Source organism: Parabacteroides sp. AF39-10AC (genome assembly GCF_003635405.1).
GTDB classification, from domain to species: domain Bacteria; phylum Bacteroidota; class Bacteroidia; order Bacteroidales; family Tannerellaceae; genus Parabacteroides; species Parabacteroides distasonis.
Genome location: NZ_QTLP01000011.1, coordinates 24,309 through 44,841, shown reverse-complemented (window position 1 = coordinate 44,841; position 20,533 = coordinate 24,309). Strand labels below are relative to the sequence as shown.

Genomic DNA, 20,533 nt, shown 5'->3' with positions numbered 1-20,533 from the left:
ATGTCGTAATTTAATTTAGATTAATTGTTTGTGTTAGATCTCTTGTGAAATCAAATTTAAAAGAGGCATATTCACTATTCTCTTGCATGATCACACAATCATAAGACTGCCCTTCTTGAAGGTTGCTGATTTCATATGTTAATTGTCTTCCACAAAGACAATTAGCATCATCGCCAATTGGCGTGAATTTAATTATGATTACTTTTTCATTATAACTGATACTCGACTCTATTTTTTCCAGAGCGCAATTCAGTTGGACATGGTACATGTCCACTCTTAGAGTGTTTGTGTTAACTGCACTGATTTCTACATAAGCGGTCTCTTCTTGCGCCTTGGTCAAGTTTTTCCCCGTGGCGCATTCCGAGTAGGAACCATTTTTTAGGTACACGCTGTTTTCCTTATCGTTACAACTTATAAGGATCATAGCGATTATTGCCATGAATTGCAAAATAATGATTTTCATAAATAGAATGTTAATTTAATATCTTTATTATTAGAAATAGAAAACCATACGCTTTACTAAAAAGTAGAAGTTGGTTTGGCTAGTTTAGATTCAGTCTTACATTTTATAGAAACATGAAGGCTGTTAGAGCATGACTTGTAATTTTATTTTATCTTTTTTCCAAAGATATGATTTAATTATTATTTATTGGCTTGAAAAAGTATTATATTTATGATTTTGCATTAAATTAACAATGTGTATGTTTTATTTCTTAATCTCCAAAGGAGATGGTTCGTTTTGCTTTCTCTTCTGTTATCGGCCCATCGAAATACCTCCGCAGCAACCACGCCATCGCCTGCTGTCGCACCATCGTCAGCCGATAGTCCTCGCTGATGGGCAGGTGACCCGGTGGTCGCCAATAGGCGAAGAGGCTCATGGCGTGGCGTTTCTCCTCGGGGGGGGTCGTTGATCAATCTCCGCTCTTGCAGGGATTGGTAGACATGGGCGGGGTAGAGACGTTCCAGTGGGTAACCGGCCTTGTATTGCTGGAATACCTTGCGGAGGAAGGCAAGCTCACGCTCTTTCTTGTAGGCCGTGATATAATAGCCATTGGCATAGATGTCACAAAGCAGGGCAATATATAATGAAAAGCGTCAGATCCGTATTTGCGCTTTATTTGACGGATTTTACGGTTGCTTAGTAAATCCGTGTCGAGCGGGAAATAATCCGGCTCCTTTTTAATAGGTCGTGCCATTACTCCTTCTTTTCCGGGTATCCTTGAATCAGAAGAATTTTACAATAAGCAGAAAATGAGGTTTTGTTTGCAAGGGGTTGAAAATCAGAGTCGTAAAAAACATCGTAATGTTTGCGTTAAAACACGTACATGTTTTTCCGAAAAGTCGTACATGTTTTTGGATATTCACGTACGTGTTTTTCCGGAAATGATATTGATGTAAAATAGGAACATTAAAAAATACAATAACCTTACCTAGTGAGATTCTGTCACAAGAGATATTCCGGGTATTTTATGGTTAGATCGATTTGGGTACGGTTCTCCTATTGGTATCCGAGGACGATGTGGATTTTGGATATTTTCTATTATCTTTGTCTGCTGAAAGTGTATTATCAATTCAAAATGTAAATAATATCATGAGAAAATTATTGTTAGCCTTTTGTGCGTTCGCAACGATTTGTAGCGCCGGGGCGCAGTGGAAGCCCGCCGGAGACAAGATCAAGACGGACTGGGCTGAGAAAGTAGATCCCCGGAATGTATTGCCAGAATATCCACGCCCCGGGATGGAACGTGCGGATTGGCAGAATTTGAACGGCGAGTGGGAATACGCTATCCTTCCAAAAGGACAGGCAGAGCCGACGAGTTTCGATGGGAATATCTTGGTGCCGTTCGCCGTGGAATCCTCCTTGTCCGGCGTGCAAAAAGAAGTGGGGGAGAAGAATGAGTTGTGGTATAAACGAACCTTTACGGTGCCCTCCTCATGGAAAGGAAAAGATATCTTGTTGAACTTCGGCGCCGTGGATTGGAAAGCGGACGTGTTCGTGAATGATATCTTGATCGGTTCCCACACGGGAGGCTTTACCCCGTTTTCCTTGAATATCACTCCCTATCTGAATGGCAAAAGTACGCATAAGCTGGTGGTGCGTGTATGGGACCCGAGCGATAAAGGCTACCAACCCCGTGGAAAGCAAGTGGCCAACCCGGAGGGAATCTGGTATACGCCGGTCACCGGAATCTGGCAGACCGTATGGCTGGAGCCGGTCGCTTCCTCGCATATCACCTCTATCAAGGCGATCCCGAATATCGATAATGGCGTGATGAGCGTGACGGTCGGGGCTTGTTCCGACTCCCCGGTGTCGGACATCGTGGAGGTCAGCTTGCTCGATAAGGGGCAGGTGGTTGCTACCGCCAAGGGCGTACAAGGGACAGAATTACGCTTGGCCGTGCAAAATCCTACGTTGTGGGAACCTTCCAATCCTTATTTATATGATATGAAGGTGAGCTTGTCGAAGAATGGCAAGAAGGTGGACGAGGTGAAATCGTACACCGCCTTCCGTAAGATATCCGCCGAGCGTGACGCCAACGGCATCATGCGTATGCGCTTGAACAACAAGAACCTGTTCCAATACGGCCCGCTGGATCAAGGCTGGTGGCCCGACGGGCTTTACACGGCTCCCACGGACGAGGCGTTGCTGTATGATATCGTGAAGACGAAAGCGTGGGGCTTCAACATGATCCGCAAGCACGTGAAGGTAGAGCCGGCCCGCTGGTACTATCATTGCGATAAGGAAGGTATGCTGGTTTGGCAGGATATGCCTAGCGGCGACATGGGTAACCAATGGGCGCCTCATACGTATAACGGTGGAACCGACAAGGAGCGTACCGAGGAGTCTATCCGTAATTATTACAAGGAGTGGAAGGAGATCATGGACCTGTGCGTCTCGAATCCTAGCGTAGTAGTATGGGTGCCCTTCAACGAGGCTTGGGGCCAGTTCGATACCGAGAAGGCTGCCGAGTGGACAAAAACATACGATCCTTCCCGTCTGGTGAATCCGGCCAGTGGCGGTAATTTCCGTGCGTGCGGCGATATCTTGGATTTGCATAATTACCCGGGCCCGGCGATGTACCTGTTCGATCCGGTGCGTGTGAACGTATTGGGCGAGTATGGTGGTATCGGCTTGGCCGTGGAGAACCATTTGTGGTGGAACAAACGCAACTGGGGCTATGTACAGTTTAAGAATAGCGATGAGGTGACCGCCGAGTACGTGAAGTACGCCCGTGAGCTGAAGAAAATGGTTCCGAAGGGCTTCTCCGCCGCTGTCTACACGCAAACCACGGACGTAGAAGGTGAGGTGAACGGCCTTATGACCTACGATCGCAAGGTGATCAAGATCAATGAGGCCGAGGTGCGCAAGGCGAACCAAGAGGTGATCAAGGCCTTGTCTGAGTAGAAGGCTTAGAAAAAATAGTTATTTGACTCGATGATAGATCCGGTCCGGGCAAAGAGAGATTCTTTCCCGGATCGGATTGTTTTAGCGAAATGAATATGATTCGGAATGTGAGTTTGCGAGACGCCAAGGCGATCGTGGATATATACAATGAATATGTCGTGAATAGCGTGGCTACGTTCGAGACGGAACCTTTGCGGGTGGAGGAGATGGATGGTCGCATAGCCGGGATCTCGGCGAGTTATCCTTATCTGGTATACGTAGATCATGATGAGGTCGTGGGATATTGCTATGCCCATGCGTGGAAAGAAAAGGCAGCTTATAAATATACGCTTGAGACCACCGTTTATTTATCCCCGAGATACAAGGGCAAGGGGATCGGCCGGCAGCTTATGGAAAGGCTGATCGAGGAATGTCGGGCAGGCGGCTACCACGCCTTGATTGCCTGCATTACCGAGGGGAATGAGGCTAGCTGCTCGCTGCATGAGAAGCTGGGGTTCAGAAAAGTATCCCACTTCGAGAAAGTAGGGCTGAAATTCGGGCGGTGGCTGGACGTGGTAGATTATGAATTGATAATTAAGCCTAACGAGAGGTAACTTTCGAATCTCAATTTTCAATTCTCAATTAATATACCTATCTTCGCGATAAACAAAATGTAAAGAATGAAATACAATACAGAAGGAAAAAGATTGACTTTGCCCGAATACGGACGCAATATCCAAAATATGGTGGACTATTGCGTGACTATCCAAGACAGGGAAGAGCGTAAGCGTTGCGCCAACACGATTATCAACATTATGGGAAACATGTTCCCGCACTTGCGTGACGTAAATGACTTTAAGCATATCCTCTGGGATCATCTGGCGATCATGGCCGATTTTAAGCTCGATATAGACTATCCGTACGAGATCATCAAGAAGGAGAACCTGTATAGCCGTCCGCCTCGTATCCCGTACAACAATAACCGTATACGCTACCGCCATTACGGAAAGACCTTGGAGCTGATGATCCGCAAGGCCACGGAGCTGCAACCCGGTATGGAGAAAGACCAGCTCGTGCGGCTGCTGGCAAACCAGATGAAGAAATCGTTCCTTACTTGGAACAAGGAAAGCGTGGACGACCGTAAGATCTTCAAGGATCTGGACGAGCTGTCTAGCGGCAAGATCGTATTGAGCGAGGAGGAACACAAATTGGCCGAGAGCCGTGATATCTTGGCCCGTAATAACAGTGGCGGCAACAAAAGGAACTTTACGCGTAAAGGCAGATGAGCTCGTTCGTTATAGAAGGTGGTTATCGCTTGTCCGGCGAGATCGTTCCGCAAGGCGCCAAGAATGAGGCGTTGGAGGTGATCTGCGCGACATTGCTAACACCGGAGAAGGTGACCATACACAATGTGCCTGATATCTTGGACGTGAATAACTTAATCCAGCTCCTTAGGGATATGAGGGTCAAGGTGGAGCATCCGTCCGCCGATACCTATACCTTTCAGGCGGACGACGTGGACATGGAGTATTTGAGTACCGAGGAGTTCCTGCGCAAGAGTGGTAGCCTGCGGGGTTCCGTGATGATCGTAGGCCCGTTGGTAGCCCGCTTCGGCAGGGCGCTGATCCCGAAACCGGGTGGCGACAAGATCGGGCGACGCCGGCTGGATACGCACTTCGTGGGAATCCAGAAGCTGGGCGCTTGCTTTAGCTACGACGCCGGGCGGCAAGTATACGAGATAGAGGCACGCCAGTTGAAAGGCGCTTATATGCTGCTCGACGAGGCTTCCGTGACCGGAACGGCGAATATCTTGATGGCTGCCGTGCTGGCCGAGGGGGTGACGACGATCTATAACGCCGCCTGCGAGCCTTACCTGCAACAACTTTCCACGATGCTGAACCGCATGGGAGCGAGAATCTCAGGTGTCGGTTCTAACCTATTGACGATAGAAGGTGTACGGTCGCTTTCCGGCACGGAGCATACCATCCTCCCCGATATGATCGAGGTGGGTAGCTTTATCGGTATGGCCGCTATGACCGGATCGGAGATCACCATCAAGAATACAGGATATGATAAGCTGGGGATCATCCCGGACGCTTTTCGCCGCTTGGGTATTACCGTGGAGCAGCGAGGCGATGATATTTATATCCCCCGGCATGATTCCTACGAGATCGATACGTTTATCGATGGGTCTATCATGACCATCGCCGACGCTCCTTGGCCGGGGCTTACGCCGGACTTGCTGAGCGTATTTCTCGTCGTGGCTACGCAATCTGTGGGGAGCGTGCTGATCCACCAGAAAATGTTTGAGAGCCGTTTGTTCTTTGTGGACAAGCTAATCGATATGGGAGCCCAGATCATCCTTTGCGACCCGCACCGGGCTACGGTGATCGGGCTGGGCAACCGCTTCAAGTTACGGGGCTCTACGATGGTATCCCCGGATATTCGCGCGGGTATCGCCTTGCTGATCGCCGCTATGAGCGCCGAGGGTACCAGCACGATCCATAATATAGACCAGATCGACCGGGGATATCAAGGGATCGATAAGCGATTGAACCAGATCGGGGCACGTATCACGAGGATTTAAAGATTTTAGGCGATGATTAGAGAAGAAGAGGTTTTCAAGATCGGGCAGTTTGCCAAGCCCCATGGCATCAAGGGGGAGTTGTCGTTGGTGACGAACAGCGATGTGCTGGAAGATGCCGAGGACCCGTACATTGTTTGCGAGATGGATGGTATCTTGGTACCGTTCTTCGTGGAGGATTTCCGCTATAAGACCGATACGGTGGTCTTGGTGAAACTGGAGGACGTGAATTCCGAGGAGGATGCCCGCATGTTTGTGGGCAAGGAGGTGTTCTATCCTTTGGACGCCGTGGACGAGGAGGATCTCGTGGGGGATATGACGTGGGACAGTTTTATCGGTTATACCGTGACGGACGTGCAGAAAGGTTATTTAGGAGAGATAACAGACGTGGATGAGACGACAATCAACGTCCTTCTGCGTGTCGATCATAAAGGCGAGGAGCTGTTGATCCCCGCCGTGGAGGAGTTGATCACTGAGGCCGACCATGAGGCCCGTAGTCTCACGGTGTCTTTGCCGGAGGGACTTATAGAATTGATAATTGATAATTGAAGATTAGGGGTTGAAAAAGAAGAATACGAAATCGTTTTGGCACCGGATCCGGTTTAAATATAAACTTTCCTTTATCAATGAGGGGACGTTGGAGGAGGTGTGGTCTTTCCGGCTTTCGCAGTTATCGGCGTTTGTCACTTTGGCGGTGTTCGCCTTTTTCTTGATCGCCGTTACCGCCTTTATCATCATCAAGACACCGATTCGCAACTACTTGCCGGGCTATCTCGACGTGGAGGTTCGCAAGGAGATTATGCAGAATGCCTTGCGGGCGGATTCGTTGGAGCGTATGATGGAGATCCAGTCCCTTTATCTGGATAACGTGGCCGGAATCCTTTCCGGTACGATGCCCTTGGACTCGATCCGTCAGATAGATTCTTTGGCTAGCAACGATATTAACTATGAGATTCCTCGTAGCAAGGAAGAGACTCGCTTCGTGAAAGATTACGAGGAAGAGGAGAAATATAATTTATCGGTATTGACCGACCCGGGCAAGGTACCGACCGAGGGGGTCTTTTTCTATAAGCCCGTGAATGGCGTGGTCACCTCTCATTATGAGACGGATGTCCATCATTATGGCGTGGATCTGGCCGCGGCCCCGAAGGAGAGTGTCTTGGCTACGTTGGATGGTACGGTGATCTATACCGGTTTCGATCCGAACCACGGAAACGTAATTCAAATACAACATAAGAACGGATTCATCTCGGTTTATAAGCACAACGAATTGTTGCTGAAAGAGGTGGGAGACCATGTGGTAGCCGGTGAGGCGATCGCTCTGGTCGGGAATACGGGAGAGTTGTCTACCGGACCGCACCTGCATTTCGAGTTGTGGTATAAAGGCAATCCGGTGAATCCGGAAGAATATATAGCTTTTTGATAATCCATGAAAAAAAGACAGTTAGCGATATTAGGCTCGACCGGTTCCATCGGAACCCAAGCCTTGGAGGTAGTGAGCGAGCATTCCGATCTTTTCGAGGTGTATGCCTTGACCGCGAATAACCAAGTGGACTTATTGATCAATCAGGCCCGGAAATATATGCCGGAGGTGGTGGTGATCGCCAATGAGCGGAAATATCCCGAGCTGAAAGAGGCCTTGGAAGACCTGCCGATCAAGGTATGGGCGGGTGCCGACGCTATCGCCCAGATGGTGCAGTCGGAGCCGATCGATATGGTGCTGACGGCGATGGTGGGCTATTCCGGCTTGCGACCGACGATCTCGGCGATCAAGGCGGGAAAGGCGATCGCCTTGGCGAATAAGGAGACATTGGTCGTGGCCGGCGAGCTGATCATGAAGCTGGCCGCCGAGCATAAGGTGCCTATCTTGCCGGTGGACTCGGAACATTCGGCCATTTTTCAATGTTTAACAGGTGCGTACGATAATCCGATCGAGAAGATCTTGCTGACGGCTTCCGGTGGTCCGTTCCGGCGGAAGACGCTGGAGGAGCTGGCTACCGTGACGAAGGCGCAGGCCTTGAGGCATCCGAACTGGACGATGGGGGCGAAGATCACGATAGACTCGGCCTCGATGATGAACAAGGGCTTCGAGATGATCGAGGCGAAATGGTTGTTCGATGTCACGCCGGATCAGGTACAGGTGGTGGTGCACCCGCAGTCGGTGATCCACTCGATGGTGCAGTTTGAGGATGGCGCTGTGATCGCCCAGCTGGGAATTCCCGACATGAAATTGCCGATCGCCTACGCTTTCTCGTTCCCGACACGTATGAGGAGCATGGCGCCCCGTCTGGATTTCAACCAATATTCGACCTTGACGTTCGAGGAGCCGGATATGGAACGTTTCCGCAACTTGGCTTTCGCTTTCGAGGCGGCCCGCCAAGGAGGGAATATGCCCTGTATCTTGAATGCCGCCAATGAGGTGGTGGTGGCCGCCTTCCTGCAAGATCGTATCGGCTTCTTGCAAATGAGCGACGTGATCGAGCAGACCATGCGGAAAGCCTCGTTTATCGTCAATCCCTCGTATGAGGATTACGTGGCTACCGACACCGAGGCTAGGCGGTTGGCGGCCGAGTTATTTTGAAATAATTTAAAACAGAACAAACAATAGTAGATGGAAACTTTTTTGATTAAGGCGTTACAGCTTATCTTGAGCTTATCGATACTGGTGATTGTCCACGAGTTCGGGCATTTTATCTTTGCTCGGATTTTCAAGGTGCGGGTAGAGAAGTTCTACCTCTTCTTCGATCCGTGGTTCTCGCTATTCAAGTACAAGCCGAAAAACAGTGACACGGAATACGGCGTAGGCTGGCTTCCGTTGGGAGGATATTGTAAGATCTCCGGTATGATCGACGAGAGTATGGACAAGGAGGCGATGGCCCAGCCGCCCAAGCCTTACGAGTTCCGCTCCAAGCCGGCCGGACAGCGTTTGATGATTATGGTAGCGGGCGTGGTGTTCAACTTCTTGCTGGCTTTGTTTATTTATTCCATGATCTTGTTTACGTGGGGCGATACGTACTTGCCTTTGAAGAACATGAAGATGGGTATGAATTATAGCGAGACGTTCCAGAACGTCGGTTTTCAGGACGGTGATATCTTGCTGAGAGCGGACAATGAGGAGTTGGAGCGTTTCGGTAGCGACAGTTTCCGCAAGGTGGTGGAGGCAAAGACCGTGACGGTGCTCCGTGACGGGCGGGAGACCGTGATCTCCATACCGGAGGATATGATGCAACGTTGCATGCGTGACGGAAAAGGCTTCGCCGATCCTTTGCGTATCCCGATGGTTGTTCGTGAGCTTCCCGACAAGAATGCCCCGGCGGCTCTCGCTGGCATGCTGCCGAAGGATAGCGTGGTGGCTATTAACGGTGTGGCTACCCCGACGTTTTATGATGCCTCCGGGTTATTGTTAGAGAATAAGGGCGAAGAGGTGACAGTAGATTTCTACCGGAACGGCCAGTTGGAGTCGTTGACCATGAGGACGGACTCGGCCGGGAAAATTGGCGTAGCGGTGATGTTGCCTACGGATCTCTATCAGACCGTGACCCGCGAATACGGCTTTTTCGAGTCGTTCCCCGCCGGTATTAAATTAGGTATTAATACCTTGAAGGGATATGTGAACGACATGAAATATGTGTTTACGAAGGAAGGTGCCTCCAGTTTGGGCGGTTTCGGTACGATCGGCGGATTGTTCCCGTCTGTCTGGGATTGGCGGATTTTCTGGGAACGTACGGCTTTTCTATCTATCATCTTGGCGTTCATGAATATCTTGCCGATTCCGGCCTTGGATGGCGGACACGTGATGTTCTTGATCTATGAGGTAGTGGCCCGTCGCAAACCGAGCGATAAATTCCTAGAGTATGCCCAAATGGCAGGTATGTTTATCCTGTTCGCTTTATTGATCTATGCGAATGGAAATGACATCTTCCGCTTCTTCTTCAAGTAACGTACGTCTCTACAACTAGATACAAAAAACCTCCCGGATCACTTTTCTATGTGATCCGGGAGGTTTTTTTGTATGAATAAAGTCCTCTTTCTTATTTCAGGATGTCGTTGATAGAAGCGAGGATCTTCTTGGAGTTCTCGTCTTTCGGGTCGAGTTCGACAGCCTTTGTCAAATATTCTTTCGCTTGCTTGAAGTCTTTGTCGGCTTTCGCTTTCTCGGCGTTGTATTTATCCGGCTCGGAAGTAGCGATCGGGGTAGCGGCCTGTAATATCTTCGCTCCGTTGCCATACAGCATGGCGCCAAGGCTGTAGTAAGCGTTGCTCTGGTAATCCTTGTTCGATACGGCTAGGACCTCTTTGTACATTTTCTCGGCACCGGCCAGATCTCCCTTCTTTTGGGCGGCTTGTCCTTGTTTGATGCAGTAACCGTAAAGCAACTTTTCCAGATTGGTCTTATTCTTGTTTCCATCGGGAATCACTTTTAATCCCTCTTTTACGGTAGTCAGGAATTCTTCTGTCTTGTTTAAGTTACGGTAAGCCATGGCCTCGCCTACATAAGAGTCGTCTACGTTGTAGTTCATCTTAACGGCCATGTCGAAATACTTGGCGGCCTCGGCGTAGTTCTTCGCTTGATTAGCGGCGTATCCGCAATTGAAGATACGGGCGGTGTCTTGGTAATTGTTTTGTTTCAAGTATTCGCCGTATTTTGTTACGACGGTAGCGTAATCTTTTGCTTTCAAAGCAGCGTCACCTTCATCTCTTAATTTGTCAGCGTCTTGTGCGAATAGGTTTCCCACACATAGGCATAAAGCCACTAATAAAACAATTTTCTTCATGGTAATTATTAAATTTAATTGATTTTGTGCTCTAAGTTAAGGTGTGCGGGAAAAGAAGCCAAGATATTTTACGTTTTTTAGAAAACAATAAAAATAGAAAACATAAAAAAGGGATTGCCGCAAGCAATCCCTACTAATGAAAGATTCTTTGGAACTTATGCTTTGAGTGAAGGAAAAGCCTCAGCCACGGCGGGGTAGACAATCTTTCCTTCCACGATGTTTAATCCCAGTTCTAGGCCCGGATCTTCTTCGCAGGCTTTTTCCCAACCTCTGTCGGCAAGCTTGATCACGTACGGCAGGGTAGCGTTGGTCAAGGCTAACGTGGAAGTCTGCGGGACCGCTCCCGGAATGTTGGCTACGCAGTAATGGAGGATATCGTCTATCTCATAAACCGGATTGGCGTGCGTAGTCGGATGGGAGGTCTCGAAGCAACCGCCTTGATCGATGGCTACATCTACCAATACGCTGCCCGGTTTTAATAATTTCAACATATCCCGGGTGATCAAGTGCGGGGCCTTGGCTCCGGGGATTAATACGGCGCCGATCACTAAATCGGTTGTGGGTAATTCCTGTTCGATCGTATGCGTGGAAGAGAACAACGTCTTCACGTTTTTCGGCATCGTCTCGGACAGATAGCGTAAGCGGGGAAGCGAGATGTCGGCGATCGTGACATCGGCGCCTAGCCCGGCGGCCATCAAGGCGGCGTTGTGGCCTACCACACCACCGCCTAAAACCAATACCTTACCCGGTTTCACGCCCGGCACGCCACCTAGCAATACGCCTTTGCCACCTTGCGGTTTCTCAAGGAAACGAGCGCCTTCCTGTACGGACATGCGTCCGGCCACCTCACTCATAGGAATCAAAAGGGGTAACGTATGATCTGGGTTCTCCACGGTCTCGTAAGCCAGACAGATGGAGCCGCTCTTTATCATGGCAAGGGTGAGAGCCTCGTCGGATGCGAAATGGAAGTAGGTGAAGACAAGCTGTCCTTTGCGTACCAAGGGATATTCGCTGGCGATCGGTTCTTTTACTTTTACGATCATCTCGGCAATTCCATATACATCCTCAATGGACGGGAGTATCCGGGCCCCTGCCGCCACATAGGCATCATCGGCGAAACCACTGTTTATACCAGCCGTGTGTTGTACATACACGGTATGACCTCTTTTCACCAACTCTTTGGCTCCGGCGGGAGTAAGAGCTACCCTGTTCTCGTTGTTTTTGATTTCTTTTGGAATTCCAATAATCATAATGGTAGCATTTAATGGGTTTATATGCCTGCAATATACAAAAAAGAGGAACAGATTGGTATTCTGTCCCTCTTTTTTTATCTTATTTCTTGTTCCTTATAAACCTTGTCCGTGGCAGTTCTTGTATTTCTTGCCACTTCCGCAAGGACATGGATCATTGCGTCCTACTCGTTTCTCGGCACGGACCGGAGCTTGCTTCGGCTGAGGTGCCTCGGCTTGGGTGTTGTTTCCGCTCAAGTCTGTTTTCTCCGTGCGGTAACGGCTCATATCCTCGTGCTTCTCCGGGGCGGCCTCTTGTACGGCGATACGTTGACGGGCTCTTTCCTCGGCGATCGCTTGGGCTGCTTGCTGGGCTACGGCCGCTTGACGGGCTTGCATGGCTTGGCGTTGCTCCTCGGTCGGCTCCTCACGTACCGGGATCTGTCCACGCATCAAGATGGCGGCTGTCTTACGGTTCATGTTGTCTACCATTGTCTTGAACAGGTTGTAAGATTCAAGTTTGTAGATCAACAATGGATCCTTGTTCTCGTAGCTAGCGTTTTGTACGGAGTGGCGCAGCTCGTCCATCTCACGTAGATGCTCTTTCCATCCCTCGTCGATCATATGCAATACGATTGATTTCTGGAAGGATTTAACGATTGCCTTACATTCCGTGTCGTAAGCCTCTTTCAGGTTACAAGATACATTATACATGCGCTTGCCGTCCGTGATAGGAATCATGATGTTCTCGTACATCGCTCCTTGATTCTCGTACACTTGCTTGATGACCGGGTGAGCGACTTGCGTCATGCGTTCCATGCGACGTTTATAAGTCTTCAATGCCTCCTCGAACAATTTCTCTACGAGTTGCTCCGGTTTCATGCTCTTGAATTCGTCTTCCGTGAACGGACTTTCCATGGCGAATGTCTTGAACAATTCTAACTTGAAGCCCTCGAAGTCCTCGGCGTGTTGATCGGCGATAGCCGTAGAAGTATCGTAAATCGTGTTCAATACGTCCAGACCGATACGCTCTCCCATCAAGGCGTGGCGACGGCGGGTGTAGATTACGTTACGTTGTGAGTTCATCACGTCGTCGTATTCCAACAGACGTTTACGGATACCGAAGTTGTTTTCCTCTACCTTCTTCTGGGCACGTTCTACGGACTTGCTCAACATATTGTGCTCCAGAACCTCGCCTTCCTTGAAACCAAGCTTATCCATCAAGCCGGCGATCTTCTCGGAAGCGAATAAACGCATCAAATCGTCTTCCAGAGATACGAAGAATACGGATGAACCCGGGTCTCCCTGACGTCCGGCACGACCACGTAACTGACGGTCTACACGACGGCTCTCATGACGTTCCGTACCGATGATCGCCAAACCGCCTGCGTCTTTCACGTCCTTGGACAGCTTGATATCGGTACCACGACCGGCCATGTTGGTAGCGATCGTAACCGTACTCTTCTGACCTGCCAAGGCCACGATCTCGGCCTCTTTCTGGTGCAACTTAGCGTTCAATACATTGTGCTGGATCTTACGCATCGTAAGCATACGGCTCAATAACTCGGAGATCTCTACGGATGTTGTACCCACCAATACCGGGCGGCCTGCCTCCGTCAGCTGAACGATTTCCTCGATGACAGCGTTATATTTCTCACGTTTTGTCTTGTAGATACGATCGTTCATATCGTTACGGGCGATCGGGCGATTGGTCGGGATCACTACCACGTCCAATTTGTAGATATCCCAGAACTCGCCTGCTTCCGTCTCCGCCGTACCGGTCATACCGGATAATTTATGGTACATACGGAAGTAGTTCTGCAAGGTGATCGTGGCGAATGTTTGTGTAGCGGCCTCTACCTTTACACGTTCCTTAGCCTCGATCGCTTGGTGCAGACCGTCGGAATAACGACGTCCGTCCATGATACGACCCGTCTGCTCGTCAACGATCATGACCTTGTTGTCCATAACCACGTACTCATCATCCTTCTCGAATAAGGTGTAAGCTTTCAACAACTGGTTGATGGTATGTACACGCTCGCTCTTAACGGAATAGTTCGCCAAGATCTCGTCTTTTTGAGCTTGTTTCTCTTCCTCGGTGCCGGTCATGTTCTCCAATTGAGATAATTGGGAAGTGATATCGGGAAGTACGAAGAAGGTCGGGTCGTCCGTCTTACCGGTCAATAGGTCGATACCTTTATCCGTCAATTCGATACTGTTGTTCTTCTCGTCGATCACGAAATACAACTCATCGGTCGCCTCGTGCATATGGCGCATATTCTCGGACATGAAATATTCTTCCGTCTTCAACATTTGAGCTTTTACGCCTTGCTCGCTTAAGAACTTGATCAACGCTTTGTTGCGGGGATATCCCTTGAAGGAGCGGTACAGAAGGATAGAGCCTTCCTCAACGACCTTCTGGTCGTCGCTAGCCATTTTCTTTTTGGCCTCGATCAATAATTTGGAGCAAAGGTCTTTCTGCGCGTTCACGACAACCTCCACGTTCGGGCGGAATTGCTCGAATAATTGTTCCTCGCCACGAGGGATCGGTCCGGAGATGATCAGCGGCGTACGAGCGTCATCGATCAATACGGAGTCCACCTCATCGACGATGGAGTAGTTATGCTTGCGTTGTACCAAGTCTTTCGGGCTGATCGCCATATTGTCGCGCAAGTAGTCGAAACCGAACTCGTTGTTCGTACCGAACGTGATATCCGCCTCGTAAGCCTTACGGCGAGCCTCGGAGTTCGGCTGGTGCTTGTCGATACAGTCTACGGAAAGCCCGTGGAACATATAAAGCGGTCCCATCCACTCGGAGTCACGTTTTGACAAGTAATCATTCACGGTTACCACGTGTACGCCGTTACGTGTCAAGGCGTTCAAGAATACCGGAAGGGTAGCCACCAAGGTCTTACCTTCACCGGTCGCCATCTCGGCGATCTTACCTTTATGAAGAACGACGCCACCGAATAGCTGAACGTCGTAATGGATCATATCCCAAGTGATCTCGTTACCACCGGCTTTCCAGTGATTGGCGTAGATCGCCTTATCGTCCTCGATGCGGACAAAGTCGAAACGAGCGGCCAGATCCCGGTCGAATTGGTTAGCGGTAACTACCACTTCCTCATTCTCGGCGAAACGGCGGGCCGTATCTTTCATGATGGCGAATACCTCGGGCAAGGATTGCTCCAGTACCACTTCCATCTTGTCCGTGATGGCTTTCTCAATTTTATCTACCTCGGCCCAGATCGCCTCACGTTCTTCCAGTTCCTTATCCTCGATGCCTTTGCGAAGCTCTTCCACTTGCGCTTTCTCCTCGGCTACGTAGTCTTGGATACGTTGTTTGATCTCATCTGTTTTCGCACGCAACTCGTCGTTCGAGAGTGCCTTGATTGACGGATATACGGCCTTTACCTTATCTACGTAAGGTGTGATTTCTTTAAGGTCACGCTGCGACTTATTGCCGAACAGCTTCGTCATAAACTCATTAAATCCCATGATTCTTATGTTAATGGATAGTTGAGCAACTATCGTCTGTTATTACTTTGTTGTTTGAATAATTAGATAATAATAAATAAAAGAAGAGCCACACAACCCTTGATAATTATCAACTTTAATGATCAATTCTCTATTATTTGGTTGTCAGCTCCCAGAGTGGCAAGCTTTGCGTAGCGTTTGGTGGCCTGATTCTTAGCACATGGGTTACCGTGGGGGCTACCTCAGTGGCCTTGACTTCGCGGTAGATATGTTGGGGTTTCAACCCGTTGCCCATAAATACCAGCGGGGTGATAACAGCATTATTGCGTATAATCTTGACTTTTTCTTTCGGATTGTCGAGGTTCACTTTCCAACCGGGTTGCAACTCGATGATCAGATCGCCCCGTCTCAAATGGTGCGTACCTTGACGGAATTTGGCGGTTCCCTCGTTCCAGTCGCCCGTAAGCAAGCTCCTGCCCGTGGTGACGAGTTGTACGCCACTAAATTCCTGTATGAATTCGGCGGCCTTGTTCTGTAAAGTCGTCAAATCCAGCTTGGCGTCTTCTATCGCCTTGCGGTTCAAGTAGATCTGGTTGTTGTAGTATCCTTGTACCCAACTGGTATGTTGGCCGTAAATGGCCATCAAGTACATATTAAGCAGGGCCAGACAACGTTTCGGGTGGAACTCGCCACCGTTCACCATCAGGCCGTCCGGATAAGACTCCTCGCTTTTATAATAACCGGAACCGGTGAAGACTACCAATGTATTGGCCAAGCCCACTTTCTTGTCGATCGTATCCAGTAGCTTCTCGATATCTTGATCGAGTTGATAATACGTATCTTGAATCTCCCGGGTGTATTCTTTGCTCATCGTACCCCGGTAATTGCCCGCGTAGTACGTGATAGACAACATATCCGGGCAACTGCGTGTACCAAACCCTCCGTACTCTAGGAACTGGAGGGCCAAACGATTGATCTCCTTATTGATAAACGGCGAGGTCTTTAGGTTCGGATAGCAGTTCGCGAACTTCTCGCTGAACGTATAGCGGAAAGGAAGATCATCCAATACGTAAGGAAAGGCATCGTATTTCTCCATCGGAAGGGTAGGAGTCCATACCATGGTTTCCAAGCGTGACACCAAGGATTCCGGGCCGTTATTATAGCGGTCTACATACCAAGGGATACCCTTATAGTACGTCGTGGTAGCCCATTTCCCGTTGGTGTTATCCATCCAGAAAGCTCCGTTGGCCGCATGTCCGGCGGAAAGGATGGCGCTCTCGGCATCCGGGGCGATGGAATATACGTCGCTTCTTCCTTGAGAGGCGATTTTCAACTCGTCGCCGATCGTGGAACTGAATAAATTTTTGGGCGAATAATTCTCTTTCGTGTAATTACCCAGATATTCAGGATCATTTAAGATCGAGACCTCTTTCTCTTTCTCGAAATCAAACGTCTTCTCCCCCGCGATACCGCTGAAGCAAGGGTTGCTTCCGGTAAAAAGAGTCGCGAACGCGCTGGCTTGGTCTATGTCCGAGAACTCGAAGCGGATATTGTTGTACACCAACCCCTCGTTCATCAAACGCTTGAAGCCACGTTCACCAAATGTATTATAAAAGTATTCTATATAGTCGCCCCTTAGCTGATCCACAGTAATACATACCACCAATTTGGGGGTACGTTGCTGCGCCTCAAGGTTTGTTACCACGAGGATAGCGATAAGTGACGTTATAATTTTTCTCATCCGATTCTCCATATATTTCTGTAAACACCCCAACCCGAACGAACCCAAATCGAGGCTACAAGCGGAATAAAGGCACTGTTTAGATGTTGCGGAATGAAATACCATCCCAGTAACATCAGCGTAAGCGCCGCAAAGTTAATAAAATGATAGTAATATGCAGCCTTCTTCAGCTTTTTTACGCAAAACAAAATAACAGCGATCAAATCCAGCGGCTGTAACCATACCAAAGACCAGTTCGGCCACGTGCAGGGATGGACGGATATGAAGCTAAGAAAGAAGAGGATGACACCTCCGGCTCCGGCTACCGAGAAAAGGACACAATCCACCCACAAGAAGTATTTTTTTTTGCGCCATTCGATCCAAGTAAGCCCTAAAACGATTCCGAACAGAAGCCAAGCGCAGACTAAAGGAGTGAATAAATCCCAGATATCTTTTTCCGGCTCGTCGGCTTCCCCGGCTCCGATCACGTGGGTCTCGCTCACCAATGGGCGGATTGTCCCGTCCGGGCCCGTGATGGTGGCTTTAGAGAACGCTTCTTTTAGATAAGGGGGGAGGAAGAGCATCTCGTGCTGGGTGGCCTCCCGGTCGGTGGGGCTGCCTAGCGCTAGGTCGCATCCGAATGTGAGCCACGGATGGTTTCGGGTACAATAATTAATAAGATCCCGGAAGGTCTGGGATTGATAGGGATACTGATAATCGACGCTCCCGTTGATCTCCTTTTCCAAGATCGCGGCAGGGCGGGTAGCGCAATTATCGAAGAAGAAGTTATAACGATATACCCTGTTCTCCGGCCTGTAATTAATAAGCAGGGCATCCCATATATGCTCTTTCTCTTCTTGGGTGAGGTTCAATACTTGCTCCGTGATATCGCTGCCCCGCATTTGGTACTCGATCACGTAGTCTTGGAAATCGGCTACTCCCAGTTTATAATCCGTCTCTCCTTTAGCGAATCGGTAGATAAAATTAGGCTTGGAGAAATCAAATATACCGTAATTGAATATATAATCTATATTTTGCTTGGGATCGTATATGCGTAGAGCGGCATGCCCGTACACGGTGAATACCTCTTCATCGTATGGTGCGCTGGTCATCAGACTGATACGGGCTTCCTCGCTCAGTTTGGGTTGCGCCATCGCCGATAGGGAAAGAATCCCCAGCAGAAATAGAAATATGCTTTTTGTCATTCTCTTCTTGATTATTTGACGCAAAGGTAGATTATTTTTCTTAAACAGTATAGATCGTTTAAGCATAACATATGGCTTTATGTCGAGAAAAGAGATAGCTTTGTTTTTATTATAAAGGGAAAAGGAAACTTGGTTACGTCTTTGATTATAAGAGTGTTGCAGTTTTTGCGGATTTTTTTTAAGAAACTTTAGTTTCTTCTAGGGAAAACAAAAGTTTTCCTATGAGGAAACAGAAGTTTCCCTTGCACAAAACTCTAGTTTCTAGCTAGAGAAACAGACGTTGCTTTTAGAAGGAGCATTGAGGAGATAAAACAAAATTAGGCGACCATCCTTATTTGGATAATCGCCTAATGCCTGATAGAGCGGTAGGCGAGGCTCGAACTCGTGACCCTCAGCTTGGGAAGCTGATGCTCTACCAACTGAGCTACTACCGCATTGCGAGTGCAAATGTATACAAATCTTTCTTTTTTTAGTAACTTTGGCGAGAAAATTTTATAAAAAAGAATTAAGTATGGAAAAACTAGTCTTGATAAAGGTAGGAGGGAAGATCGTTGAGGAAGAAGAAACGCTTCGTCAATTATTGAACGATTTCGCTGCTATCGAGGGATATAAGGTCTTGGTGCATGGGGGAGGACGCTCGGCTACCAAGCTTGCCGCCCAATTAGGGATCGAGAGCAAGATGGTGAACGGTCGCCGTATTACGGATGCCGAGACCTTGAAGGTCGTGACAATGGTCTATGGCGGGTTGGTGAATAAAAACATCGTAGCGGGCTTGCAGGCGTTGGGCGTAAACGCTTTAGGATTGACCGGTGCGGACATGAATTTGATGCGCTCCGACAAACGTCCCGTGGCAGAGGTGGATTATGGTTTCGTAGGCGACGTGAAAGAGGTGAATGCCGATTTGCTAGCCTCTCTTATCCATCAAGGTATCGTGCCGGTACTGGCTCCTCTTACACATGATAAACAAGGCCATATGTTGAATACGAACGCTGATACGATAGCGGGAGAAGCCGCTAAAGCGTTGGCGAAACATTTTGAGGTGACATTGATGTTCTGTTTCGAGAAAAAAGGCGTTTTGTTGGACGAGAACGATGATGAGAGCGTGATACCGGAAATCGATCGTATAGCGTTTAAGGGATATGTAGAACAGGGAATTATCCAAGGGGGCATGATCCCAAAGCTAGAAAACGCTTACCAAGCGATAGACGCCGGGGTGAAGCAGGTGATTATTACGCAAGCCTCGGAGATTCACCAAGGAAAAGGGACGAGAGTCTTTTAAATAAATGAGGGGCTGTTTATAGCCCCTCACGTACATTATATAATAGGTCTATCAAAGACTCCGAATCTTGATATTACGGAACCAGATTAATGAATCCCCATGTTTTCCTTGTAATCCGATAAATCCTTTTGTCGGTAATTCGGCGAAAGGTTTGGGCAGCCAGCTTGGGATATCGCTTCCATCCGGGTTCTTGGTGCCGGAAGTCCATTTGCTCATATCCATTTCGGTAACTTTCTTTCCGTTGAGGATAACCATGATATGTTGTCCGGCGCATTTGATACGCATATGATTCCACTCCCCGGGTTTTTTGACTACCTTGTCTTGCACGGCGCCTAGATGTCCGTAAATGGCTCCGCATTTCTCATACGGCTTGCCGTTTCCCCATTTTTCACAATGGTCGTCCGCTATCTGTATTTCTACCGAGTTGGGTATCCAATCCTTCGTGTCCGTACAGTAAACGACTACTCCGCTGTTCGTGCCCACGTCGGTCTTAAAATCAAGATCCAGCTCGAAGTTCTCATATTCATCCTTTGTCCAGATAGACTCGTCCTTCACGGCACCTAACACGCCATCAGTCTCGCTCCAAACTTCCGGATTGTAGTTGGCGTTTTCCAGATTTTTACCGAAGAGAGGCTTCCATTTATTGTTATCCGCCGCGAATGAGGAGAATGTACCTGCCACACACCATAAAGTAGCCATGGCTAAAAGAAAATGTTTCATGCTATTAGTTTTAAAGATTTACGTGAGGCAAATGTATTCATTTATTTTGGAAGAAACATAGTCTACGAAGAACTTAGTTTATAACAGCAGGATTATACATGCATATATATAAAATTACATTAAAATATTTACTTTACTTTTACATACAATCACACATAC

17 protein-coding genes and 1 tRNA gene are annotated in these 20,533 nt (G+C 48.6%); 9 read left to right on the top strand and 9 right to left on the bottom strand.

Annotation, left to right across the window (positions count from 1 at the left end; genetic code table 11):
- Nucleotides 1-10 precede the first annotated feature (10 nt).
- Together DW033_RS11595 and DW033_RS24895 are read right to left on the bottom strand one after the other, a co-directional pair.
- The gene (locus DW033_RS11595; protein ID WP_005865306.1) at nucleotides 11-463 is read right to left on the bottom strand and encodes a hypothetical protein; all 453 of its coding nucleotides are present in this window, start codon (nucleotides 461-463) and stop codon (nucleotides 11-13) included.
- Nucleotides 464-911: 448 nt separating this feature from the next.
- The gene (locus tag DW033_RS24895) at nucleotides 912-1,196 is read right to left on the bottom strand and encodes a hypothetical protein (protein WP_227793693.1); all 285 of its coding nucleotides are present in this window, start codon (nucleotides 1,194-1,196) and stop codon (nucleotides 912-914) included.
- Between the two features lie 395 nt (nucleotides 1,197-1,591).
- On the opposite strand from DW033_RS24895, the gene DW033_RS11585 reads away from it, so the two are divergent.
- From DW033_RS11585 to rseP, 8 genes are all read left to right on the top strand, one after another.
- The gene (locus DW033_RS11585; RefSeq protein WP_005855578.1) at nucleotides 1,592-3,406 is read left to right on the top strand and encodes a glycoside hydrolase family 2 protein; all 1,815 of its coding nucleotides are present in this window, start codon (nucleotides 1,592-1,594) and stop codon (nucleotides 3,404-3,406) included.
- 95 nt (nucleotides 3,407-3,501) lie between these two features.
- Nucleotides 3,502-3,999 carry a GNAT family N-acetyltransferase gene (locus DW033_RS11580; RefSeq protein ID WP_048927856.1) on the top strand — a complete coding sequence of 166 codons (498 nt, stop codon included), beginning with the start codon at nucleotides 3,502-3,504 and terminating at the stop codon, nucleotides 3,997-3,999.
- A 66-nt stretch (nucleotides 4,000-4,065) separates the two neighbouring features.
- Nucleotides 4,066-4,671: a DUF4290 domain-containing protein gene (locus tag DW033_RS11575; protein ID WP_005855584.1), complete on the top strand. Its 606-nt coding sequence runs from the start codon at nucleotides 4,066-4,068 to the stop codon at nucleotides 4,669-4,671.
- On the top strand, nucleotides 4,668-5,972 hold the full coding sequence (gene murA / locus DW033_RS11570; RefSeq protein ID WP_005855586.1) for a UDP-N-acetylglucosamine 1-carboxyvinyltransferase: 1,305 nt from the start codon (nucleotides 4,668-4,670) through the stop codon (nucleotides 5,970-5,972). The genes DW033_RS11575 and murA overlap by 4 nt, the downstream gene beginning before the upstream one ends.
- A 12-nt stretch (nucleotides 5,973-5,984) precedes the next feature.
- Entirely contained in the window at nucleotides 5,985-6,518 is a 534-nt protein-coding gene (rimM, locus tag DW033_RS11565) for a ribosome maturation factor RimM (RefSeq protein WP_005865312.1), read from the top strand.
- Nucleotides 6,519-6,528: 10 nt separating this feature from the next.
- On the top strand, nucleotides 6,529-7,392 hold the full coding sequence (locus tag DW033_RS11560; RefSeq protein WP_048927751.1) for a M23 family metallopeptidase: 864 nt from the start codon (nucleotides 6,529-6,531) through the stop codon (nucleotides 7,390-7,392).
- Nucleotides 7,393-7,398: 6 nt separating this feature from the next.
- Nucleotides 7,399-8,550, top strand: a complete 1,152-nt coding sequence (locus tag DW033_RS11555; protein ID WP_022193136.1) for a 1-deoxy-D-xylulose-5-phosphate reductoisomerase — start codon at nucleotides 7,399-7,401, stop codon at nucleotides 8,548-8,550.
- Nucleotides 8,551-8,580: 30 nt separating this feature from the next.
- Nucleotides 8,581-9,909 carry an RIP metalloprotease RseP gene (rseP, locus tag DW033_RS11550; protein WP_005865319.1) on the top strand — a complete coding sequence of 443 codons (1,329 nt, stop codon included), beginning with the start codon at nucleotides 8,581-8,583 and terminating at the stop codon, nucleotides 9,907-9,909.
- A 91-nt stretch (nucleotides 9,910-10,000) separates the two neighbouring features.
- Here the strand turns inward: rseP and DW033_RS11545 are convergent, their stop codons facing one another.
- The 6 genes from DW033_RS11545 to DW033_RS11520 all read right to left on the bottom strand — a co-directional run bounded on the left by DW033_RS11545 (nucleotide 10,001) and on the right by DW033_RS11520 (nucleotide 18,809).
- Nucleotides 10,001-10,744 carry a lipopolysaccharide assembly protein LapB gene (locus DW033_RS11545; protein WP_005855602.1) on the bottom strand — a complete coding sequence of 248 codons (744 nt, stop codon included), beginning with the start codon at nucleotides 10,742-10,744 and terminating at the stop codon, nucleotides 10,001-10,003.
- 155 nt (nucleotides 10,745-10,899) lie between these two features.
- On the bottom strand, nucleotides 10,900-11,994 hold the full coding sequence (gene ald, locus DW033_RS11540) for an alanine dehydrogenase (protein ID WP_005865321.1): 1,095 nt from the start codon (nucleotides 11,992-11,994) through the stop codon (nucleotides 10,900-10,902).
- Nucleotides 11,995-12,090: 96 nt separating this feature from the next.
- Nucleotides 12,091-15,471, bottom strand: coding sequence for a preprotein translocase subunit SecA (secA, locus tag DW033_RS11535; protein ID WP_005855607.1), 3,381 nt, complete (start codon nucleotides 15,469-15,471; stop codon nucleotides 12,091-12,093).
- 133 nt (nucleotides 15,472-15,604) lie between these two features.
- Nucleotides 15,605-17,191, bottom strand: a complete 1,587-nt coding sequence (locus DW033_RS11530; RefSeq protein ID WP_083434125.1) for an alkaline phosphatase family protein — start codon at nucleotides 17,189-17,191, stop codon at nucleotides 15,605-15,607.
- Nucleotides 17,188-18,375 carry a DUF4105 domain-containing protein gene (locus tag DW033_RS11525; protein ID WP_048927753.1) on the bottom strand — a complete coding sequence of 396 codons (1,188 nt, stop codon included), beginning with the start codon at nucleotides 18,373-18,375 and terminating at the stop codon, nucleotides 17,188-17,190. The genes DW033_RS11530 and DW033_RS11525 overlap by 4 nt, the downstream gene beginning before the upstream one ends.
- 361 nt (nucleotides 18,376-18,736) lie before the next feature.
- Nucleotides 18,737-18,809: transfer RNA gene (locus tag DW033_RS11520), tRNA-Gly, on the bottom strand.
- Between the two features lie 77 nt (nucleotides 18,810-18,886).
- On the opposite strand from DW033_RS11520, the gene argB reads away from it, so the two are divergent.
- Entirely contained in the window at nucleotides 18,887-19,654 is a 768-nt protein-coding gene (gene argB, locus DW033_RS11515; protein WP_005855613.1) for an acetylglutamate kinase, read from the top strand.
- 51 nt (nucleotides 19,655-19,705) lie between these two features.
- Here argB and DW033_RS11510 read toward each other — a convergent pair whose 3' ends face one another.
- Entirely contained in the window at nucleotides 19,706-20,374 is a 669-nt protein-coding gene (locus DW033_RS11510) for a DUF1080 domain-containing protein (protein ID WP_048927755.1), read from the bottom strand.
- Nucleotides 20,375-20,533: the final 159 nt, after the last annotated feature.